Source organism: Streptomyces sp. CB02923, assembly GCF_001905005.1.
Classification (GTDB): Bacteria; Actinomycetota; Actinomycetes; order Streptomycetales; family Streptomycetaceae; genus Streptomyces.
Genome location: NZ_LWKZ01000012.1, coordinates 1270145 through 1290843, shown reverse-complemented (window position 1 = coordinate 1290843; position 20699 = coordinate 1270145). Strand labels below are relative to the sequence as shown.

At 73.2% G+C, this 20699-nt stretch carries 12 protein-coding genes and 1 pseudogene; 3 read left to right on the top strand and 10 right to left on the bottom strand.

Annotated features, from left to right (window positions below):
- Positions 1-13 precede the first annotated feature (13 nt).
- From A6A06_RS17315 to A6A06_RS17285, 7 genes are all read right to left on the bottom strand, one after another.
- Positions 14-4765 (bottom strand): FtsK/SpoIIIE domain-containing protein, encoded by a 4752-nt coding sequence (locus tag A6A06_RS17315; protein ID WP_079194051.1) that lies wholly within the window; start codon positions 4763-4765, stop codon positions 14-16.
- Positions 4762-6507: a hypothetical protein gene (locus A6A06_RS17310; protein ID WP_073762043.1), complete on the bottom strand. Its 1746-nt coding sequence runs from the start codon at positions 6505-6507 to the stop codon at positions 4762-4764. The genes A6A06_RS17315 and A6A06_RS17310 overlap by 4 nt, the downstream gene beginning before the upstream one ends.
- Positions 6504-7118, bottom strand: coding sequence for a sigma-70 family RNA polymerase sigma factor (locus tag A6A06_RS17305; protein WP_079194050.1), 615 nt, complete (start codon positions 7116-7118; stop codon positions 6504-6506). Before A6A06_RS17305 ends, A6A06_RS17310 begins: the two co-directional genes overlap by 4 nt.
- Positions 7119-7330: 212 nt before the next feature.
- On the bottom strand, positions 7331-8026 hold the full coding sequence (locus A6A06_RS17300) for an alpha/beta fold hydrolase (RefSeq protein WP_073762042.1): 696 nt from the start codon (positions 8024-8026) through the stop codon (positions 7331-7333).
- Between the two features lie 166 nt (positions 8027-8192).
- Positions 8193-9074, bottom strand: coding sequence for an MBL fold metallo-hydrolase (locus A6A06_RS17295; protein ID WP_079194049.1), 882 nt, complete (start codon positions 9072-9074; stop codon positions 8193-8195).
- A 163-nt stretch (positions 9075-9237) separates the two neighbouring features.
- Positions 9238-10332, bottom strand: coding sequence for a hypothetical protein (locus A6A06_RS17290; protein WP_073762041.1), 1095 nt, complete (start codon positions 10330-10332; stop codon positions 9238-9240).
- Between the two features lie 16 nt (positions 10333-10348).
- A complete protein-coding gene (locus tag A6A06_RS17285) occupies positions 10349-10609 on the bottom strand; it encodes a hypothetical protein (RefSeq protein WP_073762040.1) in 261 nt (86 codons plus the stop codon).
- 177 nt (positions 10610-10786) lie between these two features.
- Here A6A06_RS17285 and A6A06_RS17280 point away from each other — a divergent pair.
- Positions 10787-11254, top strand: a pseudogene (locus A6A06_RS17280) (PPOX class F420-dependent oxidoreductase); the annotation flags it as partial.
- Between the two features lie 341 nt (positions 11255-11595).
- Here A6A06_RS17280 and A6A06_RS17275 read toward each other — a convergent pair.
- Entirely contained in the window at positions 11596-12321 is a 726-nt protein-coding gene (locus tag A6A06_RS17275) for an SDR family NAD(P)-dependent oxidoreductase (protein ID WP_073762039.1), read from the bottom strand.
- Positions 12322-12388: 67 nt separating this feature from the next.
- Between A6A06_RS17275 and A6A06_RS17270 the strand changes: the two genes are divergently transcribed.
- Positions 12389-12928: a MarR family winged helix-turn-helix transcriptional regulator gene (locus A6A06_RS17270; RefSeq protein ID WP_073762038.1), complete on the top strand. Its 540-nt coding sequence runs from the start codon at positions 12389-12391 to the stop codon at positions 12926-12928.
- A gap of 308 nt (positions 12929-13236) precedes the next feature.
- Complete coding sequence (locus tag A6A06_RS17265) at positions 13237-14214, top strand: serine hydrolase (protein WP_242440770.1); 978 nt, start codon at positions 13237-13239, stop codon at positions 14212-14214.
- A gap of 104 nt (positions 14215-14318) precedes the next feature.
- Here the strand turns inward: A6A06_RS17265 and A6A06_RS17260 are convergent, their stop codons facing one another.
- The gene (locus tag A6A06_RS17260; RefSeq protein WP_073762037.1) at positions 14319-15779 is read right to left on the bottom strand and encodes a glutamate synthase subunit beta; all 1461 of its coding nucleotides are present in this window, start codon (positions 15777-15779) and stop codon (positions 14319-14321) included.
- On the bottom strand, positions 15772-20403 hold the full coding sequence (gene gltB / locus A6A06_RS17255; RefSeq protein WP_073762036.1) for a glutamate synthase large subunit: 4632 nt from the start codon (positions 20401-20403) through the stop codon (positions 15772-15774). The genes A6A06_RS17260 and gltB overlap by 8 nt, the downstream gene beginning before the upstream one ends.
- Positions 20404-20699: the final 296 nt, after the last annotated feature.

Below are 20699 nucleotides of genomic sequence, written 5' to 3'. Positions count from 1 at the left end.
GGCCCCCGGCCGGTCAGCCGGCGTCCCCCTCGCGCAGCACGGTCTCCGGCACCAGCACCGAGACCAGCGCGCCCGTGACCGGGTCGACGGTCAGGCCGCGCCCCGGGGTCGGACGGCCGCGCAGCAGGTCGTACGGCACCCGCACGCCGAGGATGTCGCCCTCGCTCGGCGACTGCGGCGACAGCAGCACGCCCTTGCGCACCCGCCGTACGAGGCCGAGCCAGCCGATGCCCACCGAGGTGAGCGTCTCGGCGGTGGCGGCGGCGACCAGGCCGATGCCGCGGTCGCGTCCGGTGGTGGCGACCTCGCGCAGCGCCGCGTCGGCGGCGGGCAGCTGGGACAGCAGGTCGGCGTCGTCCACCAGGACCACGGCGGGCCCCGGTTCGGCGTTCAGCGCCGCGCTGACCTCGTCGGCCATCGGGTCGGGGTCCTGGAGGACCACGGCACGCGGATGCCGGGCCAGGCCGCGCAGCGGCGACTCGCGCGGGGTGAGCGCGACCACCCGGGTGCCGCCCGCCAGCAGGGACACCGCGAGCGTGGTCAGGGCGGTGGACCGGCCGCTGCCGGGCGGGCCGCTGATGAGGAACGACGGCGCGTCGGCCGCGAAGTCCACACCGATGGGTCCCAGTTCGTCGCCGCCGACGCCGAGCAGGCCCCACAGGGGGCGCCGGTCGGCCGCCGGGACCTTCTCGTACGCGGCGGTGAAGGACACCTGGCGGGGCAGGCTCAGTACGCGGGCGGGGCGGCGCGCGGCGGGCACGTCCCGGTCGCGCTGTTCGGCCCGCTCGCCGATCCGCTTGAGCGCCTCGGCCTGGTCACGGCCGGTGACCGGGCCCTCGTGCCGCTCGCCGAGCAGCGCGACCTGCACCTCGGTGGCGCTGCCGCCGCGCCAGCCGCGGCCCTGCGGGACGACGGCCGGGACCTGCTTGGGCGGGACGCCCGCCAGGCTGTACTCGTTGCGGTCGGTGAGCCTGAGCAGCAGCCGCTCGTCGTTGAGCGAGGCGACCTTGCCGGTCATCAGCGCGCGTTCGGACGTGGCGATGACGTGCAGGCCCATCGGCGCGCCCTCGCGGATCAGCGAGGTCAGCTCCTGGACCGGGCGGCCGCCGTCGTGGTCGTTGAGGAGGGCGGCCAGCGAGTCCCAGCCGTCGATCAGGACGACCACGTGGGCGGGGCGTTCGGCGGGCGGCAGCAGGCCGCGCAGCTCGGTGAGGTTGGCCGCGCCGTGCGAGGTGAGCAGTTCCTGGCGGGCGCTCATCTCGGCGATCAGCCGGGACAGCAGGCGGCCGAGCCGTTCCAGGTCGGCGCGCGGTACGACGGCGCCGCAGTGCGGCAGCGCGGACAGCGGCGCCAGCGCGCCGCCGGCCGCGTCGATGCCGTACAGGTGCACGTCGGCGCTGGAGTGCCGCCGGGCCAGGGCGCCGCCGATGGTGCGCAGGACCTGGGAGCGGCCGGAGCGCGGGGTGCCCAGGACGTACAGGTGCCCGAAGCGGGTCAGGTCCAGTTCCAGGGGCTCCTGGCGCTGGGCGCCGGGCAGGTCGGCCAGGCCCCAGGCGACCGGCGCGAGGCGCCCGTCGGCGGGGTCGGGCCGCTCGGGGAGTTCGGCCAGGGTCACCGCGTGGGGCAGGGCGGGCAGCCAGGGGCTGGGCTGCCGTTCGATCTCCAGGCCCGCCGCGGCCTCCTGGACCGCGTCGACCAGGGCCGTCAGGTCGGTGGGCGCGTCGCGGTCGTCCATCGCCTCCTGGATGGCGTCGAAGAGGTCCGCGGTCTCCTCGGCGGGTTCGGCAGCCGTACGGCCCAGGAGTGACCAGGTGAGTTCGCTGGTCCACACGTCGGCCTCGGACTGCGGCCCGGCCTGGGTGCCCTGGCCGTCCGTGTCCCCGGCGTCGGGCGGCGTGGCCTGCGCGGCGTCGCGTACGGCGCCGACGAAGGCGGTCTGGAACGGGAGCACCGAGCGGTGCCCGATCCGCGCCAGGGCGCGGCCCGGGGTGTCACTGGAGATGCTCACCGCGTCGTTGACCTCCAGGACGTCCTGGCTGTCGAGGGCGTCGGTGACGCGCAGCGAGATCCGCAGGTTGGTGTTGGCGCGGATGTCGGCGGTGACCACACCGGCCGGGCGCTGGGTGGCGAGCAGCAGGTGCAGGCCGAGGGAGCGGCCGCGCTGGGCGATGCCGACCAGGCCGGGTACGAACTCGGGCACGTCGCGGGCGAGGGTGGCGAACTCGTCGATGATGAGCAGCAGCCTCGGCAGCGGCGCCATCGCGGGGTCGCGGCGGCGCATCGCCCGGTATTCGGTGTGGTCCTTGGCGCCCGCGTCGGCGAGGATGCGCTCGCGGCGGGTCAGTTCCGCGGTCAGCGAGGTCAGGGCCCGCTCGACGAGGTGGCTGTCCAGGTCGGTGACCATGCCCAGCACGTGCGGCAGCCGTTCGCAGCCCGCGAAGGCGCTGCCGCCCTTGTAGTCGACGAGCACGAACGTCATCTCGTCCGGCCGGTTGACCGCCGCCAGGGAGGCCACCAGCGTCTGGAGCAGTTCGGACTTGCCGGCGCCGGTGGTGCCCGCGATGAGGCCGTGCGGGCCGTCCTTGACCAGGTCGAAGGTGACCGGGCCGGTGTAGCCGGCGCCGAGCAGGACGCCGGTGGAGGCCGGGCGCTTGGTCCAGCGGGCGGTCAGTTCGGCGGCCTGCGGGGGTTCCAGGCCCAGCAGGTCCAGCAGCTTGACGCGGTCCGGCAGGCCGTCCGAGCCGTCCGGGGTGACGTCGCGTACGGGGGCCAGGGACCGCGCGATCCGCTCGCACCAGCCGGTGTCCACCAGGTCGGGGCGGATGCCGGTGAGGTCGGCGCTGCCGGTGCGGCGCAGCGTCACCTCGCGGGCGCCGACCGCGCAGACGGTGACGCACTCCTCGGGGAGCATCCGCTCCTCCTGGTCGAGGCAGATCAGGAAGACCCGTACGGACGGGCCCTCCTTGAGGACCTGCACCACACCGGGTACGTCACGCAGCCGCCGGGCGCCGTCCAGCACCACGACGAGGTCGGGCTCGGCCAGCAGCGCGCCGCCCATCGCGGACTCCCGCGAACGGGCCCGGGAGCGGATCGCGGAGACCAGTTCGGAGACCCGGTTGGCGACCGTCTCCGGGTCGTTGCCGAGGGTCACGGTGGGGCCGCCGGTGGGCGGCGCGGTCACGCCGCCCTCGCCGGGGCGGGCGTGCGGCAGCCAGCGCACCCACTCCCAGGCGGGCGCGCCCGCGGGGTCGGTGAGCACGGTGATCCGTACGTCGCGCGGGCTGTGCAGGACCGCGGCCTGCGCGACCGTCCAGCGGGCCAGCGCCCGCGCCGCGTCCGTCTCGCCCGCGATGCCGACGACGCCGTCCCCGCACAGGTCCACGCCGATCGGCATGTCGGGGATCTGCCAGTTCACCGTGCGGTGGTTGTCCTCGCGGGAGCTGTCCTCGATCGTCAGCAGCGACGCCTGGCGTACGGTGCCGACGCGCAGCAGCAGGTGGTCGGGGTGGCCGCGGCGGCGCTCCCACAGCCGGGCGCCGGGGCCGACGGCCCACATGCCGGCGGCGGCCGGGTCGGGTCCGGCGGCGACGCGCAGGCCGCGCTCGCGCTCGACCATGCCCTTGACGTCCTGCTCCAGCGAGGCGCGCCGGGCGCGGTAGTTGGCGACCGAGGTGAGGAAGTCGCGCCAGCCGCTGCGCCGGGAGCTGATGTAGTTGCCGATGGCGAGCACCGGGCTGAAGAACGCGAACATCAGGTAGAAGTACGAGTGCAGGAAGACGACCATGCCGATGCCCATGAACATCGGCGCCACCACCACCAGCAGCGGGATGGTGCGCCGGGGCGGCGGCGAGGGCGGCGACGGCAGCGTGAACCGCTCCGGAACCAGCGGCGGGACGATCCGCGGCGGCCGGTTGAAGTCCAGGTGGGCGCCGTCCTCGGACGCCGTCACGGCGGCGTCCGCCTCGGTGGGCTCGGCCACCCGCAGCAGGAACTCGCCCAGCCGCAGCTCGCCGCCGAGCGGCCACTCCACCCAGCCTTCGGGGACCGGCAGGTGGGTGTCGGCGTACGGGTCGGGCAGTTCGGGCGGCGGGGCGGGCGGCAGCGGAGTGGCGTCGGCGCGGGGCCGCGCGGGCGGCGGTTCGGGCACCGACAGCTGTACGTCGGCGCGGTGGCCGGGCGCGGGCCTGCCACCGTCCGCCGCCGTGCTGTCGGCGGACGCGCGGGCGGCCGGACCGGCTTCCAGCAGGACCGTGCCGTCCGGGCGGACGGTGATCCGGATACCCGCGCCGGGCACGTCGCGGCCCTGGAGGCGCACCGAGCTGCCCGCTGCCGGGCCGACGGTGTGCGTACCGGGGTCCAGCGGCCAGACCCGTCCGGCGCCACGGCCGCCGACCAGCTGGAGTTCCACGCGGGGCGCGCGCGGCAGCCGCTCGCCGTCGGCGGAGCGGGACGGGGGCGGCAGCTCGGCGCGGTCCGGTCCGTAGCCGCCGTCCGGCTCCGGCGGTACGGGGCCGCCGAGGCCGAGCGTGGCGCCGTCGCGTATGCCGGTGGCGGACACCGGCAGGTCCGCGCGGAGTTCGCGGTCGCCGAGGAAGAGGGCGGGAGGCGTGTCGCCGGAAGCGGGCTCACCGGCGAGGCGGGCGGCCAGGGCGCCGACGGTGGTCGTGCCCGGGGTGTGCAGGACCAGGTCGCGCCGCTCGGGGGCGGGCTGCGGGGAGCCGGGCCGGGCCGGAGCGGCCGGAGCGAGGGTGACGAAGAGTCTCACGGGGTACGAGGGGTCCGTTCCTGAGGATCGGCGGGGTCGGAGTCGGCGTCGGAGGTGCCTGCGGCGGACACCCCGGACAGACCGGGCGGCGCGGCGGCGGCCCGGGGTTCGGCCAGGTCCGGTTCCGCGAAGTCGGCTCCGGCGCCGGCGTCGGCCGGGGTGCCGGAGGCCGCCGGGGAGTGCGCTGCGGCCCCGTGGGGGGCGGGTGCGTCCGGCCGCTGTGCGGGTACGGGACCAGGTTGCGCGGGTGCGGTCGCCGGAGCGGGCGCGCCCGGCGCGGGCTCGGCGAAGTCGGCGTCGAAGGCGACGGGTGCGGGCGGTGCTTCGTACGGCGCTTCGTGCGGCGCGCCGTACGTGTGGGGTCCGGCGCTGCCGGGGGGCCCGTACGCGGGCGGCGGGGCGGCGGGCCAGGCGGCCGGCATCGGCTGTGCCTGCGGCTGCGGCATCTGCGGCTGCGGCGGGAGCGGGCTGGTCGGGTGGTCCTGCTCGGGCTCCGGCTCCGGCTTGCGCAGGTCCGGCATCGCCGGGGCCGGTTCCCATACGGGCTCGGCCGGAGCGCCGTAACCGGAGTCCGGCCCCATGCCCGTCCCTGTCCCTGTACCTGTCCCCGTGCCCATACCGGCTCCCGGCAGGACGCAGTGCGGCGCGGGCTGCCTGCGCTTGACCGCGCGGGCCACGGCCCCGCCCAGCGCGGGCGACTCCACGTCCACCCGCGGCCCGGGGCCGAGCAGCCGTCCGTCCGACTCGGCGTGCAGGACCCAGCAGGCGCCCGGCAGCCGGCCGCCGACGAGCGCGCGGGCGCGTCCCCGTGCGCAGAGGTCCGCCAGCCGTGCCGCCTGGTCGGCCGTGGGCGCCCAGCAGACGACCACCGGCACCGCCGTAGCATCCGGAATCTCCGGTACGTCCGGTATCCCCTGCCCCGGTGCCGCCCAGCGGTCCGCGGCGAGTTCGGCGAGGACGTCGTCCAGCGAACGGCCCGGGAAGCGCGGGTGCACGCCGGGCGTCACCAGGACCGGCGGCCCGTCCGGCAGCCGGTCCACCTGGGCGGCCAGCGCCTGGAGCACGCTGCGGGAGACCTGCGGGTCACCCTCGACGCCCAGCGCCGCGGGACCGCGCAGCCAGTCGACGAGCACCACGCCCGTCGCCTTGCGGTCCACGCCGAGGACGAGCGGCAGCCGTACGGCGCGTCCGTGCGCCACCGACGGCCCCCGCACCGCGTCGGCGCGCGCGGACCAGGTCCACTCCCCCGGTTCTTCCGCCGCGCCCGCCCAGGGCAGGAGCGGGCCGGGGGCACCGGCCGGGTCGCGGCCCGCGACGACGACGTGTACGCGGTCCCAGGCCGGGGACAGCTGAACGGTCGGCGCGTAGCAGCCGTCGCCCGCGTCCGCGTCCGCGCGGTCGAGCGCCGCACGGGACACGTCGTAGGCGGCCGGGTCGGCGAAGTACGCGGCCAGGGTCCGGGCGCAGCGCCGGTGCCGCAGGTAGGCGCGGAGCGGCGCGGTGAACGCCCGCGCGGTCATCCGGACCTCCCACGCGACCCGGCGGCAGGTGCGGCGCAGGCCGCCCTGCCTGCGCACGGTCCGGGCGAGGAGCCAGATGAGCAGGACGAGGACGACGAGGAAGCCGATCAGGATCAGCCAGGAGTTGCGGTCCGGCATACCGAGGGCCAGCGGAACCGGGGACTGCGCCGGTACCGCGGCGGCCGCCGCTCCCGGCGGCACGGCCTGGCCCGGCCCGCTCATCCGCGGTCCCGGGCGTCGGGCGCGGCGGCCCGCCGCAGGTGGTGCATCGCGTGGTGCAGCCGGGACTTCACCGTGCCGGGCGGTATGCCCAGCGCGTGCGCCGTATCCGGTCCGGAACAGCCGAGCAGGTATGTGTACACCAGAACCTCTCGATGGGGGCGGGACAGTTGGGCGAGCAACTCGACGACGTGCGTCCGTTCCACGACGCGTGCGACCTCGTCCGCCGGACCGGCCGTCTCCGGCGGCAGTCCGGTCGGCACCGCGGGCCGGGAGCTGTCGCGCCGGCTCCAGTCGATCACGACATTGCGGGCGACCTTGAACAGCCAGGGCAGGCCGGGTTCCCACCCGGTTTCGCGCCGGGTGTCCCGTACGCGGGAGATGTCGCTTTCCAGCCAGGCGCGCAACAGCGTTTCCTGGACGACGTCCTCCGCGCGCTGCGGATCGGCGGGCAGCAGGCCCGTGACGTACCGCAGCAGCGACTGACGGTACGTCAGCACAAGAGCGGTGACGCGCTCCTCGGCGAGCCGCCCGGCGGGCGGGCGCGTGGAGACCGACGCGGGGCGTTCCGGCGCGGCGGCGGGGCCCCGGGCCGGTGTCGCCGGTTCGGTCATCGCTGTGCTGCCTCAGGGGATTTCGGGTCGCCGGTCCGCATGCCGACCGGGGCGGGTGGTTGCTACTACCACGCACCACACCCTAATCAGCCGCCGCCGACCGCAGCAAAACACCCGGGCGGGGCCGGGCGCCTCCGTCATTCCGGCCACACCCCGAATGGCGCAAGATTGAACATCTGGGGCAAATCCCGGTCCCCGGCGGGCCGTCCCGGTCAGATCCAGCCGTCCAGCGACTTCATGAAACCGTCGAAATCGTCCCGATGGATGGTGTGCCCGGCACCCTCGACCGTACGGACCTCGAAGCCGCGCGCCGCCACCCGTCCCTTGTCGGCCTCCGTGAACAGGAAGCCCTCCCCGGCCACCTGCACCAGGGAGGGAACCACCGCGCGCTCCGGTATGCGCTCCTTGAGGCCGCTGCCGGACAGGGCGAGCGCGGTGCCGGGGTCCCAGACCTCGATCGTCGCCAGCTCGATGTCGACGTCGGCCTCGTCCCAGCGCGGATTGAAGCCCCGGACCATCTGGTGGGTGGCGCGCTTGAACTCGACGAACAGCGCGGGATCCATCGGGCGCTCGGTGTTGCCGAGGGTCCAGGCCGGGTCCGAGTAGACGGCGCGGCGCGGACGCAGCCGCTCGGCCGCCAGCGACAGCGCCATCGCGCCGAGCGAGTGCCCCAGCGCCAGCTCCACGTCCCCGGGCAGGGTCTCCACCAGGTCGTCGGCGAAGAGCTCGTCCCCGTACGGGCCGCGCGGGCTGGCGCCGTGGCCGCGCAGGTCGACGGCGAGCACGCGGTAGCCGCGGTCGGCCAGCGCCGGGCCCACCCGGCGCCAGGTCCGGTGGTCCGACATGATGCCGTGGACCAGCACCGCGACCCGGTCACCAGCGCCCCACTCGTGGGTGTGCAGCTGCATGGCGAAGCCTTTCTGTTGCGTTCCGCGCCGCGGTCGGGGCAGCGCACCGGACCCTATTCTCACCGCAGGGGCGGAACACCCTTCGCGGACGTCCGGCGGCCCGACGTCCGGCGGCCCGGCGTCCGGCAGCCCGGCGTCCGGCAGCCCGACGTCCGTACGGTCCGGCTCACAGCCAGTCGGACTCCGGCGTGGCCGCGGCCAGGGCACGCGCGGCGCCCGTACGCACCGGTATGCCGTGCGGTACGCACAGCGTGTCCACGCCGGGCAGCGCGGCCAGCCGCCGGAAGGAGGCGATGGCCTGCGCCCGGTCGACGTTGAAGGGGCCGAGGACGACCCGGCCGTCCGGTCCCGTCCCTATGGGATCGCCGGTGAACAGCACACCGGCGGCAGGCAGGTGGACGGCTGTGCTGCCGGGCGTGTGGCCGGGGACGTGGAGCACATGGGCGGGCTCGGGCCAGTCGTCGAGGACATCTCCGTCGTGGAGTTCGACATCCACCCGTACATGCTTCAGCGGCGGCGTGCCCACCCCCGTCATACCCGCCAGGACCTTTTCGAGCAGCGGCCGTTCGGTGGGGGTGAGCGCCGGCGGCGGCTCGGGCGCGGTGCCGCAGATGTACGGGGCGTCCGCCGCGCCGGCCAGGACACGGGCGCCGGTGGCGGCCACCAGGTCGGCGGCCGAGCCCATGTGGTCGATGTGGAAGTGGGTCAGCACGATCTGCCGCAGCGCGTCCGGCCGCCCGCCGAGGCGGGTCACCGCGTCGAGGATCACCGGGGCCGAGCCCGGGACACCGGAGTCGACGGCCGCGTACCCGCCGTCGGCCAGCCGTACGAGGTAGACGTGGCCCACCGGGAACGGCAGGTGCCAGACGTCGGGGGCAATCTGGTCGGGGGCGGTCCGGGCGGTGGCGGTCGGGGCGGGGGCGGTCCGGGCGGAGATGGTCCGGGCGGTGGCGATCTGGGCGGGAGCGGTCCGGGCGGAGATGGTCCGGTCGGGAGCGGTCCGGGCGGGGCCGCCGGGAACGCGGCCGTCATCGGGAGAGGCGGTCATGTCCCGGACGCTAACGGGCGGCCCCGCGAAGCCACCCGCTTTGCGCCCAGGGCGGATTGAGCGGACGGCGAACGCCTGCTGCCTCTCCCCTTGTTGCTGCCGTCACCACCGCGCCCGTACCTCTACTCCCGCCCTACCTCTACCTCTACTCCTGCTCCTGCCCCTACTCCTGCTCTTGGAAGGCCGGCAGCGCGAAGACGCGCTCCTTGGCGGGCTCGTCCATGATCTCCACCAGTGGCAGCACCGCGTCCCACAGGTCCTGCTTCTCGACCTCCAGCACCATCGCGCCCAGCTCCGCGTCCGGCAGCGCCCCCGCCGTGTCCGCCACGACCTTGCGCGACTCCGGCGGCAACACCCCGACCAGCGGCAGGAACGCCGCCCACAGCCCGGTCGCGACCACCGCCCGGACGACCGCGCCGAGCACCTGGGCGTCGCGCAGTGACGGCAGGGCGGCGACCGCGCGCCGGTCCTCCTCGGACAGCAGGGCCACCAGCGGCAACAGCGACTCCCACAGCCCCTGTTCGTACGCGGTGCGGACGAGACCGTCCAGCCGTACGGGGTCCTGACGGGCGGTGAGGGCGGCCACCCGGGCGCGCCGCTCCGGCCCGGCCAGTCCGGCGACGGCCAGCGCCTCGGGCCACAGGCCGTCCCCGGCCGCCGCCACGACCGAGGCAAGCCGCTCCTCCCCCATCAGTTCCAGGATGGCGTCGAGGCGTTCGGGCATGTCGATGAAGAACCCGACGCGCAGCACCACCCGGTCGTCGATCAGCTGGAGGATGCGCTCCAGGGCCCGGTCGCGCAGGTGGCCGACGAAGCGGCCCATCGTCAGGTGGTCGCCGCGTTCGGCGAGGGCGACGGCGATGCGGACCACGAGGTCCTCGTCCAGCCGGTCGACGACCCCGGCGATCTTGCGGGGGTCCAGATGACCGCAGGACTCGGCGGTGAAGGCGACCGGCAGCTTCTCGATGATGTCGGCGGCGCGGCCGGCGTCCAGCCGCCCGGCCACGGAGGCGGCCAGCCGCGGGCCGAGCGCCTTCTGCGAGATCGCGGCGGCCACACCGGCCGGTACGAGTCTGGTGGCGGCGGCGATGCGGTCGAGCATGTCCGGCACGTCGTCGAAGAGCGCGTCGACGGTACGGGCGCGGAGTTGCCGTACGTCCTCGGCGGGCAGCCCGTGCAGGAAGTCCAGCTGTTCCGGCAGGACGTCGAGCAGCTGGGCCAGCTTCTGTGCCTCGGCGCGGTTGCTGAGCGTGTCCATGGGGACCACCGTTCGGTCAGCGGAAGAGGATGCGGCGGACGGGGCCGCGGGCGAGGGCGGGCACCAGCTTGAGGGCTTCTTCGGCCGCGTCGTTGAGGCCCGCGGCGCGGGTCTCCCTGCGGGCGTGCAACGCCCGTGTCAGCACACCGAGTTCTTCGGGCGGGACAGCGGCGAGGCCGGGCGGCGCCGGGGCGCCGAGCGCTTCGGTCAGTTCACGGAGCGCTTCGCTCTCCCCGCCCGCGCCGGTCCGTGCGTCTGTACTCGAACCTGTACCCACCAGTCCTCCCGGGGTGCGGCTACGACGGCTGCCCAGCAGCGTCGTTCCCGGCTGACTTTTAGTCAATAGCGTGGACACGGCGGACCGGCGGACCGTGCCGCGCCGTGGGCGACAGGCCGCGCCGCACCCGGAACGTCGCTCCCTCCCGAACGCGCCACACGGCCTAGGCTCGTCCGCATGAGCCCTTCCATCGCCACCAACACCCGCGTGGACCTCGACGGCCTGCTGGAGTTCGTGCGCCCCCGGCACCGCGCGGTCCTGCTCACCCGGCGTTCCGACGGCACACCGCAGGCGTCGCCGCTGACCTGCGGCGTCGACGATTCCGGGCGCCTGGTGATGGCGACGTACCCGGAGCGCGCCAAGGTGCGCAACGCCCGCCGGGCCCCCTCGGTGAGCGTGCTCGTGCTGTCCGACGAGTGGAACGGCCCCTGGGTGCAGATCGACGGCGAGGCGGAGATCCTGGACGCGCCGGACTCGGTCGAGCCGCTCGTGGAGTACTACCGCAACATCGCGGGCGAACACCCGAACTGGCACGAGTACCGCGCCGCGATGCTCACGCAGGGCAAGTCGCTGATCCGGGTGACGCCGCTCCGATGGGGGCCGGTCGCCACGGGCGGCTTCCCGGCCCGCCTTGTGGAGGATGAGGGGCAGGAGGACCAAGAGGGATATGAGGGGCGGGAGGGACAGGGCGGACAGGACGGACAGGACGGGCAGGACGCGCAGGAGGGCCGGGAGGGTGGCAGCGGTAGCTCCCGGATGGACGCGGCCGGGGACTGACACCACCAGCTTGTCACCACCGGCTTGTCACCACCGGCTTGACACCACCGGCTGACACCGCCGAACGACGCCAGCCGACACGACCAACCGCCGCCACGAACCGGCACCACCGACCTCCGCCGCCAACCGGCACCACTGGCCCCGCCGCCAACCGGCACCACTGGCCCCGCCGCCAACCGCCACCACCGACCGGCGGCCCTCAAGCCCCCTCAGCGGGTCCTGTACGCACCCCCGTTGACGTTCAGCACCTGCCCCGTGATGTGCCGCGCGCCCTCGGACGCCAGGAACGCGACCGCCGACGCGATGTCCCCCGGCCGTCCCGCGCGGCCCGTGGCGGTGGCATCCACCAGCGATCCGCGCCGCTCGTCGGAGAGCTGGTCGCGGAAGAACTCGGTGTTCTCGATGTAGCCCGGCGAGACGACGTTGGCGGTGATGCCGCGCGGGCCGAGCGCGTTCGCCAGGTCGAGGTTCCAGGTCGCGAGCCCGGCCTTGGCCGCGCCGTACGCACCGGAGCCCGCCCCCCGGTCGGCGGCGATCGAGCCGATGTGCACGACGGCGCCGCCCGGGGCGAGCCGGCCCTCGACGGCCTTGGTGGTGAGGGCGGCGGTGAGCAGGTTGGCGTCGAGGTTGGCCCGGAAGGCCCGTGCGTACGAGGCCAGGTCGTCGCCCGGCGCGGCGTCCAGGTCGGTGTTGCCGCCGGCGTTGTTGACCAGGACGTCGATCCGCTCGGGCAGTTCGTCCAGGAGTCGGGCCAGTGCGGCGGGGTCGGTGTGGTCGCAGACGACCGCGCGGGCGCCGGTCTCCTCGGCGGCCTTCTCCAGGGGCGCGGGGCGGCGGCCCGTGACGGTGACGGCGTCGCCCTGAGCGGCGAAGTGGCGGGCGACGGCCAGGCCGATGCCGGTGGCGCCGCCGGTGACCAGGATGGTGCGTGACATAAGGTAACTCCCGACGTCATTCATTCAGGTCTAAATTTAGACCTGAACGTAACCCGCAGGAGGGCCCATGGCAAGCGCGGACGCCCCGTACCCCGTCCAGGAGATCGCCGACGCCTGGGAACGCGAGCGCCCCGGGACACCCGTCTCGTCCATCGGGATCGTCACGCCCCTGTGGCAGCTGGCAAAGCTGCTGGGCGACGACCGCCGCCGAGTGCTGGCCCGCGCCGGGGTGGACACCGCCACCCTCGACCTGCTGAGCGTGCTGCGCCGAGCCGGCGACCCGTACACCCTCAGCACCCGCGAGCTGGCGGCCCGCTCGATGGTGACGGCGGGCGCGGTCTCCCAGCGCGTCGCGCGCGCCGAGCGCGAGGGGCTGGTCGTGCGCCGCGCGGGCGAGGGCCGCCCCCGCACGGTGTGGGTGGAGCTGACCCCGGCCGGGCACACCCTCGTCGAGCAGACCGTGGACCTGGTGCTGCACCGGGAGACGGAGCTGGTGAGCGGCCTGCGCCCGGCCCAGCAGGAGCAGCTCGCGGGCCTGCTGAAGCTGCTGCTCCAGGACGTACAGACACGGCTGGGCGACGACCGGATCACACAGGTGGGGGGATAGAGCCCGCCACCATCGCCACATCCATCGCCACATCCATCACTGCGCCCACCACTGCGCCCATCCCCGCATCGATCACTTCGCCCATCCCCGCGTCGTTATTTTCGTCATTGACACAGAAACGTTCATGCAGGATGCTCCTGCGGCGTGAATTGCGCTTGCCCGATGCGGGCGTGAACGCCCCCGGCCACCTACGCCAGGCCGGCAGTTGCCGCCCCCCCCCGAGCGACAGCCGGGCAGCGCCCCTGTCGCAAAACCCCCCTCTTTCCAAGCCCTGTCGGTGAAAACGAACAGAAAGACAAAGGAACACCTTGCGCCACCGAATACGCACCCTGGGTTCCGGTCAGCAGCGTTTGTCCGCCGCGACGATTCTCACCGCGGCCCTGTCCTCGCTCCTCGCGACCGCGACCCCGGCGATGGCCACGCCGACCACGGACTCGGCAGCACACCCGACGTCTCCGCAGGTGACCTGCACCTCCGCCGAGGACGGCCGCGCCGAGCGGCTCGCGAAAGACCTCGGCCGGGTACTGAACTCGCACGCTTCCGGCGGCCACCTGTCGTTCGCCCTGTACGACCGGAAGAGCAACACCAAGTGCGCGTATGACGCGAGCCGGAAATACGATTCGGCGAGTGTCGTCAAAGTCACCGTACTGGGCGCTCTTCTGCGGCAGGCCCAGGACGAGAAGCGCGAGCTGACGGCGGACGAGAAAAACCTCGCGGAACAAATGATCACGAAGTCGGACAACGACGCCACTTCCGCTTTGTGGAAGAAAATCGGTCTCGCGCGAATAAACACCTTCCTCCGTCTCGCCGGAATGCACGACACCCTTCCCGATACGGAGGGTTACTGGGGACTGACCCAGATCAACGCCGCCGATCAGCTCACCCTGCTGAATCTCCTCACTACCGAGAACTCCGTGCTCGGCGGCACCGCACGCGCCTACGCCCTCGACCTCATGAGCCGGGTGGTGCCCGAGCAGCGCTGGGGGGTGCCCGCCGGCGCACCGGCCGGGGCGAAGGTGCACGTCAAGAACGGATGGCTGGAGCGGACCGGTGGCGGCTGGCGGGTCCACAGCGTCGGCGCGTTCACCGGCCAGGGACATGACTACGCGCTCGCCGTCCTGACGGCGGACCACCCGACCATGTCCGCCGGTGTGGAAGCGATCGAAGATCTCTCCCGCACCGTGCACAAGGACCTCAACGGGACGGCGGGCCCGGCCCGGAAGGCACGCGCCACGGTTCTCCCGAACACGTCGGACGGCTCCCTGGTCCCCGGCACCGGCCGGTGATCCAGCACATATAGGTCGCGGCGCCTGCCCTCCGGTCGGGGAGGTGGACAGGCGCCGCGGGTGTTCCGCACCTCGTTGTGCGGGACATCTGTGAGCCGGGGCCGCTACACGGTCAGTGAGCGGTCCGTCGGCTTGATGGGGGCGGGCAGCGCGCTGGCGCCCGCGAGGTAGCGGTCCACACCGCGGGCGGCGGAACGGCCCTCGGCGATGGCCCAGACGATCAGCGACTGGCCGCGACCCGCATCACCGGCAACGTACACGCCGGGGACGTTGGTGGCGAAGTCGGCGTCCCGGGCGACGTTGCCGCGCGCGTCCAGCTCCAGTCCGAACTGTGAGACGAGGCCGTTGTCCTGGTCGGTGCCGGTGAAGCCCATGGCCAGGGTGACCAGCTGCGCGGGGATCTTGCGCTCGGTACCCGGCTTCGGCTCCGGCCGGCCGTCCTTGAACTCCACCTCGACCAGGTGCAGCCACTGGACGTTGCCGTCCTCGTCGCCCTCGAAGTGGGTGGTGGAGACGGAGTACAGCCGCTCGCCGCCCTCCTCGTGCGCGGAGGTGACCTTGTAGAGCATCGGGAAGGTCGGCCACGGCTGGTTCGGGTTCCGCTCGTCGCCGGGCTTGCCCATGATCTCCAGCTGGGTGACCGAGGCCGCGCCCTGGCGGTGCGCCGTTCCGACGCAGTCCGCGCCGGTGTCGCCGCCGCCGATGACCACGACGTGCTTGCCCTCGGCGGTGATCGGGGCCACCGTCAGGTCGCCCTCCTGCACCTTGTTGGCGAGCGGCAGGTACTCCATCGCGTAGTGGACGCCGTTCAGCTCGCGCCCGGGGACCTTCAGGTCGCGGGAGGTGGTGGCACCGGCGGCGATCACGACGGCGTCGTAGCGCTTGCGCAGCTTGGCGGCGTCGATGTCCCGGCCGATCTCCACCTCCGTACGGAACTTGGTGCCTTCCGCCCGCATCTGCTCGATACGGCGGTTGATGTGACGCTTTTCCATCTTGAACTCGGGGATGCCGTAGCGGAGCAGCCCGCCGATCCGGTCCGCGCGCTCGTAGACGGCGACGGTGTGGCCCGCCCGGGTCAGCTGCTGGGCGGCGGCCAGACCGGCCGGGCCCGAACCGATGACGGCGACGGTCTTGCCGCTGAGGCGCTCCGGCGGCTGCGGGGTGACGTCGCCGCTGTCCCACGCCTTGTCGATGATGGTGACCTCGACGTTCTTGATGGTCACCGGCGGCTGGTTGATGCCCAGCACACACGCCGTCTCGCAGGGGGCCGGGCACAGGCGACCGGTGAACTCCGGGAAGTTGTTGGTCGCGTGCAGCCGCTCGCTGGCGGCCGTCCAGTCCTCGCGGTAGGCGTAGTCGTTCCACTCGGGGATGAGGTTTCCGAGGGGACAGCCGTTGTGGCAGAAGGGGATGCCGCAGTCCATGCAGCGCCCGGCCTGCTTGCTGATGATCGGCAGCAGCGAACCGGGGACGTAGACCTCGTTCCAGTCGCGGACGCGCTCCTCGACGGGGCGGGTCTCGGCGACCTCGCGGCCGGTGGTCAGGAAGCCCTTGGGGTCAGCCATTGATCGCCGCCTCCATCATCTTCTCGTGGGTCTCGGACTCGGAGAGCCCGGCTCGCTCGGCGGCGTCCTTGGCGGCGAGCACTGCCTGGTAGGTGGCCGGAATGACCTTGCTGAAGCGGGCCAGCGCGGCGTCCCAGTCGGCGAGCAGCTTCGCCGCGACGGTGGAGCCGGTCTCCTCCTGGTGGCGGCGCACGACGCCGTGCAGCCACTCCCGGTCCGTGGCGTCCAGCTCGGTGGTCACGGCAGCGGTCAGCTCACGGTTGACGTTGGCCGGGTCCAGGTCGACGACGTACGCGATGCCGCCGGACATACCGGCCGCGAAGTTGCGCCCGGTCTCGCCCAGGACGACGGCGTGCCCGCCGGTCATGTACTCGCAGCCGTGGTCGCCGACGCCCTCGGACACCACCGTGGCGCCGGAGTTGCGGACGCAGAACCGCTCGCCGACGCGGCCGCGCAGGAACAGTTCGCCGCCGGTGGCGCCGTAGGCGAGGGTGTTGCCCGCGATGGTCGAGTACTCGGCCAGGTGGTCGGCGCCGCGGTCCGGGCGGACCACGATCCGGCCGCCCGACAGGCCCTTGCCGACGTAGTCGTTGGCGTCGCCCTCCAGGCGCAGCGTGACGCCGGGCGGCAGGAACGCGCCGAAGGACTGCCCGGCCGAGCCGGTGAAGGTGATGTCGATGGTGTCGTCGGGCAGGCCGGCGCCGCCGAACTTCTTGGTCACCTCGTGGCCGAGCATGGTGCCGACGGTCCGGTTGATGTTCCGGATCGCCACCTGTGCCCGTACGGGATGCGCGGCCTCGGCGGTGTCCGCGGACAGCGCGTCGGCGGACAGCTTGATCAGCTCGTTGTCGAGCGCCTTGGCCAGGCCGTGGTCCTGGATGGTGACCTGGTGGCGTACGGCGCCCTCGGGCAGCTCCGGCACGTGCAGCAGCGGTGCCAGGTCCAGGCCCTGCGCCTTCCAGTGGCTGACGGCCTTGGAGGTGTCGAGCAGACCGGCGTGGCCGACCGCCTCCTCCAGCGAGCGGAAGCCCAGCTCGGCGAGGATCTCGCGGACCTCCTCCGCGATGAACCGGAAGAAGTTGACTACGTACTCGGCCTTGCCGTTGAAGCGCTCGCGCAGCGTCGGGTTCTGGGTGGCGATGCCGACCGGGCAGGTGTCCAGGTGGCACACGCGCATCATGACGCAGCCGGAGACCACCAGCGGCGCGGTCGCGAAGCCGTACTCCTCGGCGCCCAGCAGGGCGGCGATGACCACGTCGCGGCCGGTCTTGAGCTGGCCGTCGGTCTGCACCACGATCCGGTCGCGCAGGCCGTTGAGCAGCAGTGTCTGCTGCGTCTCGGCCAGGCCCAGCTCCCAGGGGCCGCCCGCGTGCTTCAGGGAGGTCAGCGGGGAGGCGCCCGTACCGCCGTCGTGGCCGGAGATGAGGACCACGTCCGCGTGCGCCTTGGAGACGCCCGCGGCGACCGTGCCGACGCCGACCTCGGAGACCAGCTTCACGTGGATGCGGGCCTGCGGGTTGGCGTTCTTCAGGTCGTGGATGAGCTGGGCGAGGTCCTCGATGGAGTAGATGTCGTGGTGCGGCGGCGGCGAGATCAGGCCCACGCCGGGCGTCGAGTGCCGGGTCTTCGCCACCCACGGGTAGACCTTGTGGCCGGGCAGCTGGCCGCCCTCGCCGGGCTTGGCGCCCTGCGCCATCTTGATCTGGATGTCGTCGGAGTTGACCAGGTATTCGCTGGTCACGCCGAAGCGGCCGGAGGCGACCTGCTTGATCGAGGAGCGGCGCGCCGGGTCGTACAGGCGCTCCGGGTCCTCGCCGCCCTCACCGGTGTTGGACTTGCCGCCCAGCTGGTTCATGGCGATGGCGAGGGTCTCGTGCGCCTCCTGGGAGATGGAGCCGTACGACATCGCGCCGGTGGAGAAGCGCTTGACGATCTCCGAGGCGGGCTCGACCTCCTCCAGCGGCACCGCGGGGCGGTCGGACTTGAAGGAGAACAGGCCGCGCAGCGTCATCAGGCGCTCGGACTGCTCGTTCACCCGGTCCGTGTACTGCTTGAAGATGTCGTAGCGGCGCGAGCGGGTGGAGTGCTGGAGGCGGAAGACCGTGTCCGGGTCGAACAGGTGCGGCTCGCCCTCGCGGCGCCACTGGTACTCGCCGCCGATGTCCAGCGCGCGGTGCGCCGGGGCGATGCCGGTGGCCGGGTACGCCTTGGCGTGCCGGGCGGCGACCTCCTTGGCGATCACGTCGAGGCCGGCGCCGCCGATCTTCGTGGTGGTGCCGTGGAAGTACGCGTCCACGAAGGACTGGTCCAGGCCGACGGCCTCGAAGACCTGCGCGCCCCGGTAGGAGGCGACGGTGGAGATGCCCATCTTGGACATCACCTTCAGGACGCCCTTGCCGAGGGCCTTGATCAGGTTCTTGATCGCGGGTTCGGCGTCGGCGTCCTTCGGCAGGAACGTCCCGGCGCGGACCAGGTCCTCGACGGACTCCATCGCCAGGTACGGGTTGACCGCGGCCGCGCCGTACCCGATGAGCAGCGCGACGTGGTGCACCTCGCGTACGTCACCGGCCTCGACGAGCAGGCCGACCTGGGTGCGCTGCTTGGTGCCGATGAGGTGGTGGTGCACCGCGGCGGTGAGCAGCAGGGACGGGATCGGCGCGTGCTCGGCGTCCGAATGCCGGTCGGAGAGCACGATCAGGCGGGCGCCGTCCTCGATGGCGGCGTCGGCCTCGGCGCAGATCCGGGCGATCCGGGCGGCCAGTGCCTCGCCACCGCCGGAGACCCGGTACAGGCCGGACAGGGTGACGGCCTTCATGCCCGGCATGTCCCCGTCGGCGTTGATGTGGATGAGCTTGGCCAGCTCATCGTTGTCGATCACCGGGAAGGGCAGCATGACGCTGCGACAGGACGCCGCGGTCGGCTCCAGCAGGTTGCCCTGGGGGCCGAGCGAGGAGATCAGCGAGGTGACCAGCTCCTCGCGGATGGCGTCCAGCGGCGGGTTGGTGACCTGCGCGAACAGCTGGGTGAAGTAGTCGAACAGCAGCCGCGGGCGCTCGGAGAGGGCGGCGATCGGCGAGTCCGTACCCATCGAGCCGATGGGCTCGGCGCCGGCCTTGGCCATCGGCGCCAGGATGACGCGCAGCTCCTCCTCCGTGTAGCCGAAGGTCTGCTGACGGCGGGTGACCGAGGCGTGGGTGTGCACGATGTGCTCGCGCTCGGGCAGGTCGGCCAGCTGGAGCAGGCCCGCGTCCAGCCACTCCTGGTACGGGTTCTCGGCGGCGAGCTGCGCCTTGATCTCGTCGTCCTCGATGATGCGGCGCTCGGCGGTGTCCACGAGGAACATGCGGCCGGGCTGCAGGCGGCCCTTGCGCACGACCTTGGACGGGTCGATGTCCAGCACGCCGACCTCGGAGGACAGGACCACCAGGCCGTCGTCGGTGACCCAGTAGCGGCCGGGGCGCAGGCCGTTGCGGTCCAGGACCGCGCCGACCTGGGTGCCGTCGGTGAAGGTGACGCAGGCCGGGCCGTCCCAGGGCTCCATCATCGTGGAGTGGTACGCGTAGAACGCCCGCCGCGCCGGGTCCATGGAGGCGCTGTTCTCCCACGCCTCCGGGACCATCATCAGCACCGAGTGCGGCAGCGAACGGCCGCCGAGGTGCAGCAGCTCCAGGACCTCGTCGAAGGAGGCGGAGTCGGAGGCGTCCGGCGTGCAGACCGGGAACAGCCGCTCCAGGTTCCCGCCGTCGCCGGTGGCATCCGCGAACAGCTTGCTGGCGAGCTGCGACTCGCGGGCCCGCATCCAGTTGCGGTTGCCCTGGACGGTGTTGATCTCACCGTTGTGCGCGACGAAGCGGTACGGGTGGGCCAGCGGCCAGCTCGGGAAGGTGTTCGTGGAGAAGCGGGAGTGCACCAGCGCGATGGCGGTGGCGAACCGGCGGTCGGACAGGTCCGGGAAGAACGGCTCCAGCTGCCCGGTCGTCAGCATTCCCTTGTAGACGATCGTGCGCGCCGACAGCGACGGGAAGTAGACGCCCGCCTCGCGCTCGGAGCGCTTGCGCAGCACGAAGGCCTTGCGGTCCAGGGCGAGGCCGGTGTCCTTGCCGTGCTTGTCGGCGACGAACAGCTGGGAGAAGGCGGGCATGGTGGCGCGGGCACCGTTGCCGAGCAGCTGCGGGGCGACCGGGACGACCCGCCATCCGAGGACCTCCAGCCCCTCCTCGGACGCGATCGTCTCGATCCGTGAGACGGCGGCCGCGGCGTCCTCGGCCACGGACGGCAGGAAGGCGATGCCCACGGCGTACGCGCCGGCGTCGGGCAGGGCGAAGGTGACGCTCTCGCGCAGGAAGGCGTCCGGGACCTGGAGGAGGATGCCGGCACCGTCGCCCGAGTCGGGCTCGGAGCCGGTCGCGCCGCGGTGCTCGAGGTTGCGCAGGACGGTGAGGGCCTGTTCGACCAGTGCGTGGCTGGGCTCGCCGGTGAGGGTCGCCACGAAGCCGACGCCGCAGGCGTCGTGCTCGTTGCGGGGGTCGTACATTCCCTGCGGGGCGGGGCGCCCGTCCATGGGCGACCAGGGGGCGGCGCTGGCGCTGCCGGTGGTCGCGGAGTGCGTGGACGCGGAACGCATCGGCTCTCCCAACGTCGTCGTGGCATATGAACTGCCGAGGGACGACGTTGGCCCTCCGCGAAATTTCGTGCAGGTTACAGGATGGCTCGCTTCTCGAAAAGCGGATAGAGCCTTCCAGAATGCGGACACCACTCGTGGCGGTGGACCGGGGACGCGGGCGGACGGATCGGCCTCCACCGGCGTCGTGAGCGTCGTTTTCGAGCAGGCGACATTGCCCGCAACGCTTGGGCCTTATGCCCGGCCCCCAAACAAACGAAACCGCCTGGTAACGCTTTAATTATGCGAGGGTCCGCATA

Excerpts from the sequence above, each read along its gene's own strand:
- A6A06_RS17295 (WP_079194049.1), bottom strand. The coding sequence starts at position 9,074 with ATGACCGCCTCTCCCGATGACGGCCGCGTTCCCGGCGGCCCCGCCCGG.
- A6A06_RS17260 (WP_073762037.1), bottom strand. The coding sequence starts at position 15,779 with ATGGCTGACCCCAAGGGCTTCCTGACCACCGGCCGCGAGGTCGCCGAG.
- A6A06_RS17300 (WP_073762042.1), bottom strand. The coding sequence starts at position 8,026 with ATGCAGCTGCACACCCACGAGTGGGGCGCTGGTGACCGGGTCGCGGTG.
- gltB (WP_073762036.1), bottom strand. The coding sequence starts at position 20,403 with ATGCGTTCCGCGTCCACGCACTCCGCGACCACCGGCAGCGCCAGCGCC.
- A6A06_RS17290 (WP_073762041.1), bottom strand. The coding sequence starts at position 10,332 with ATGGACACGCTCAGCAACCGCGCCGAGGCACAGAAGCTGGCCCAGCTG.
- A6A06_RS17270 (WP_073762038.1), top strand. The coding sequence starts at position 12,389 with ATGGCAAGCGCGGACGCCCCGTACCCCGTCCAGGAGATCGCCGACGCC.
- A6A06_RS17305 (WP_079194050.1), bottom strand. The coding sequence starts at position 7,118 with ATGACCGAACCGGCGACACCGGCCCGGGGCCCCGCCGCCGCGCCGGAA.
- A6A06_RS17275 (WP_073762039.1), bottom strand. The coding sequence starts at position 12,321 with ATGTCACGCACCATCCTGGTCACCGGCGGCGCCACCGGCATCGGCCTG.
- A6A06_RS17310 (WP_073762043.1), bottom strand. The coding sequence starts at position 6,507 with ATGAGCGGGCCGGGCCAGGCCGTGCCGCCGGGAGCGGCGGCCGCCGCG.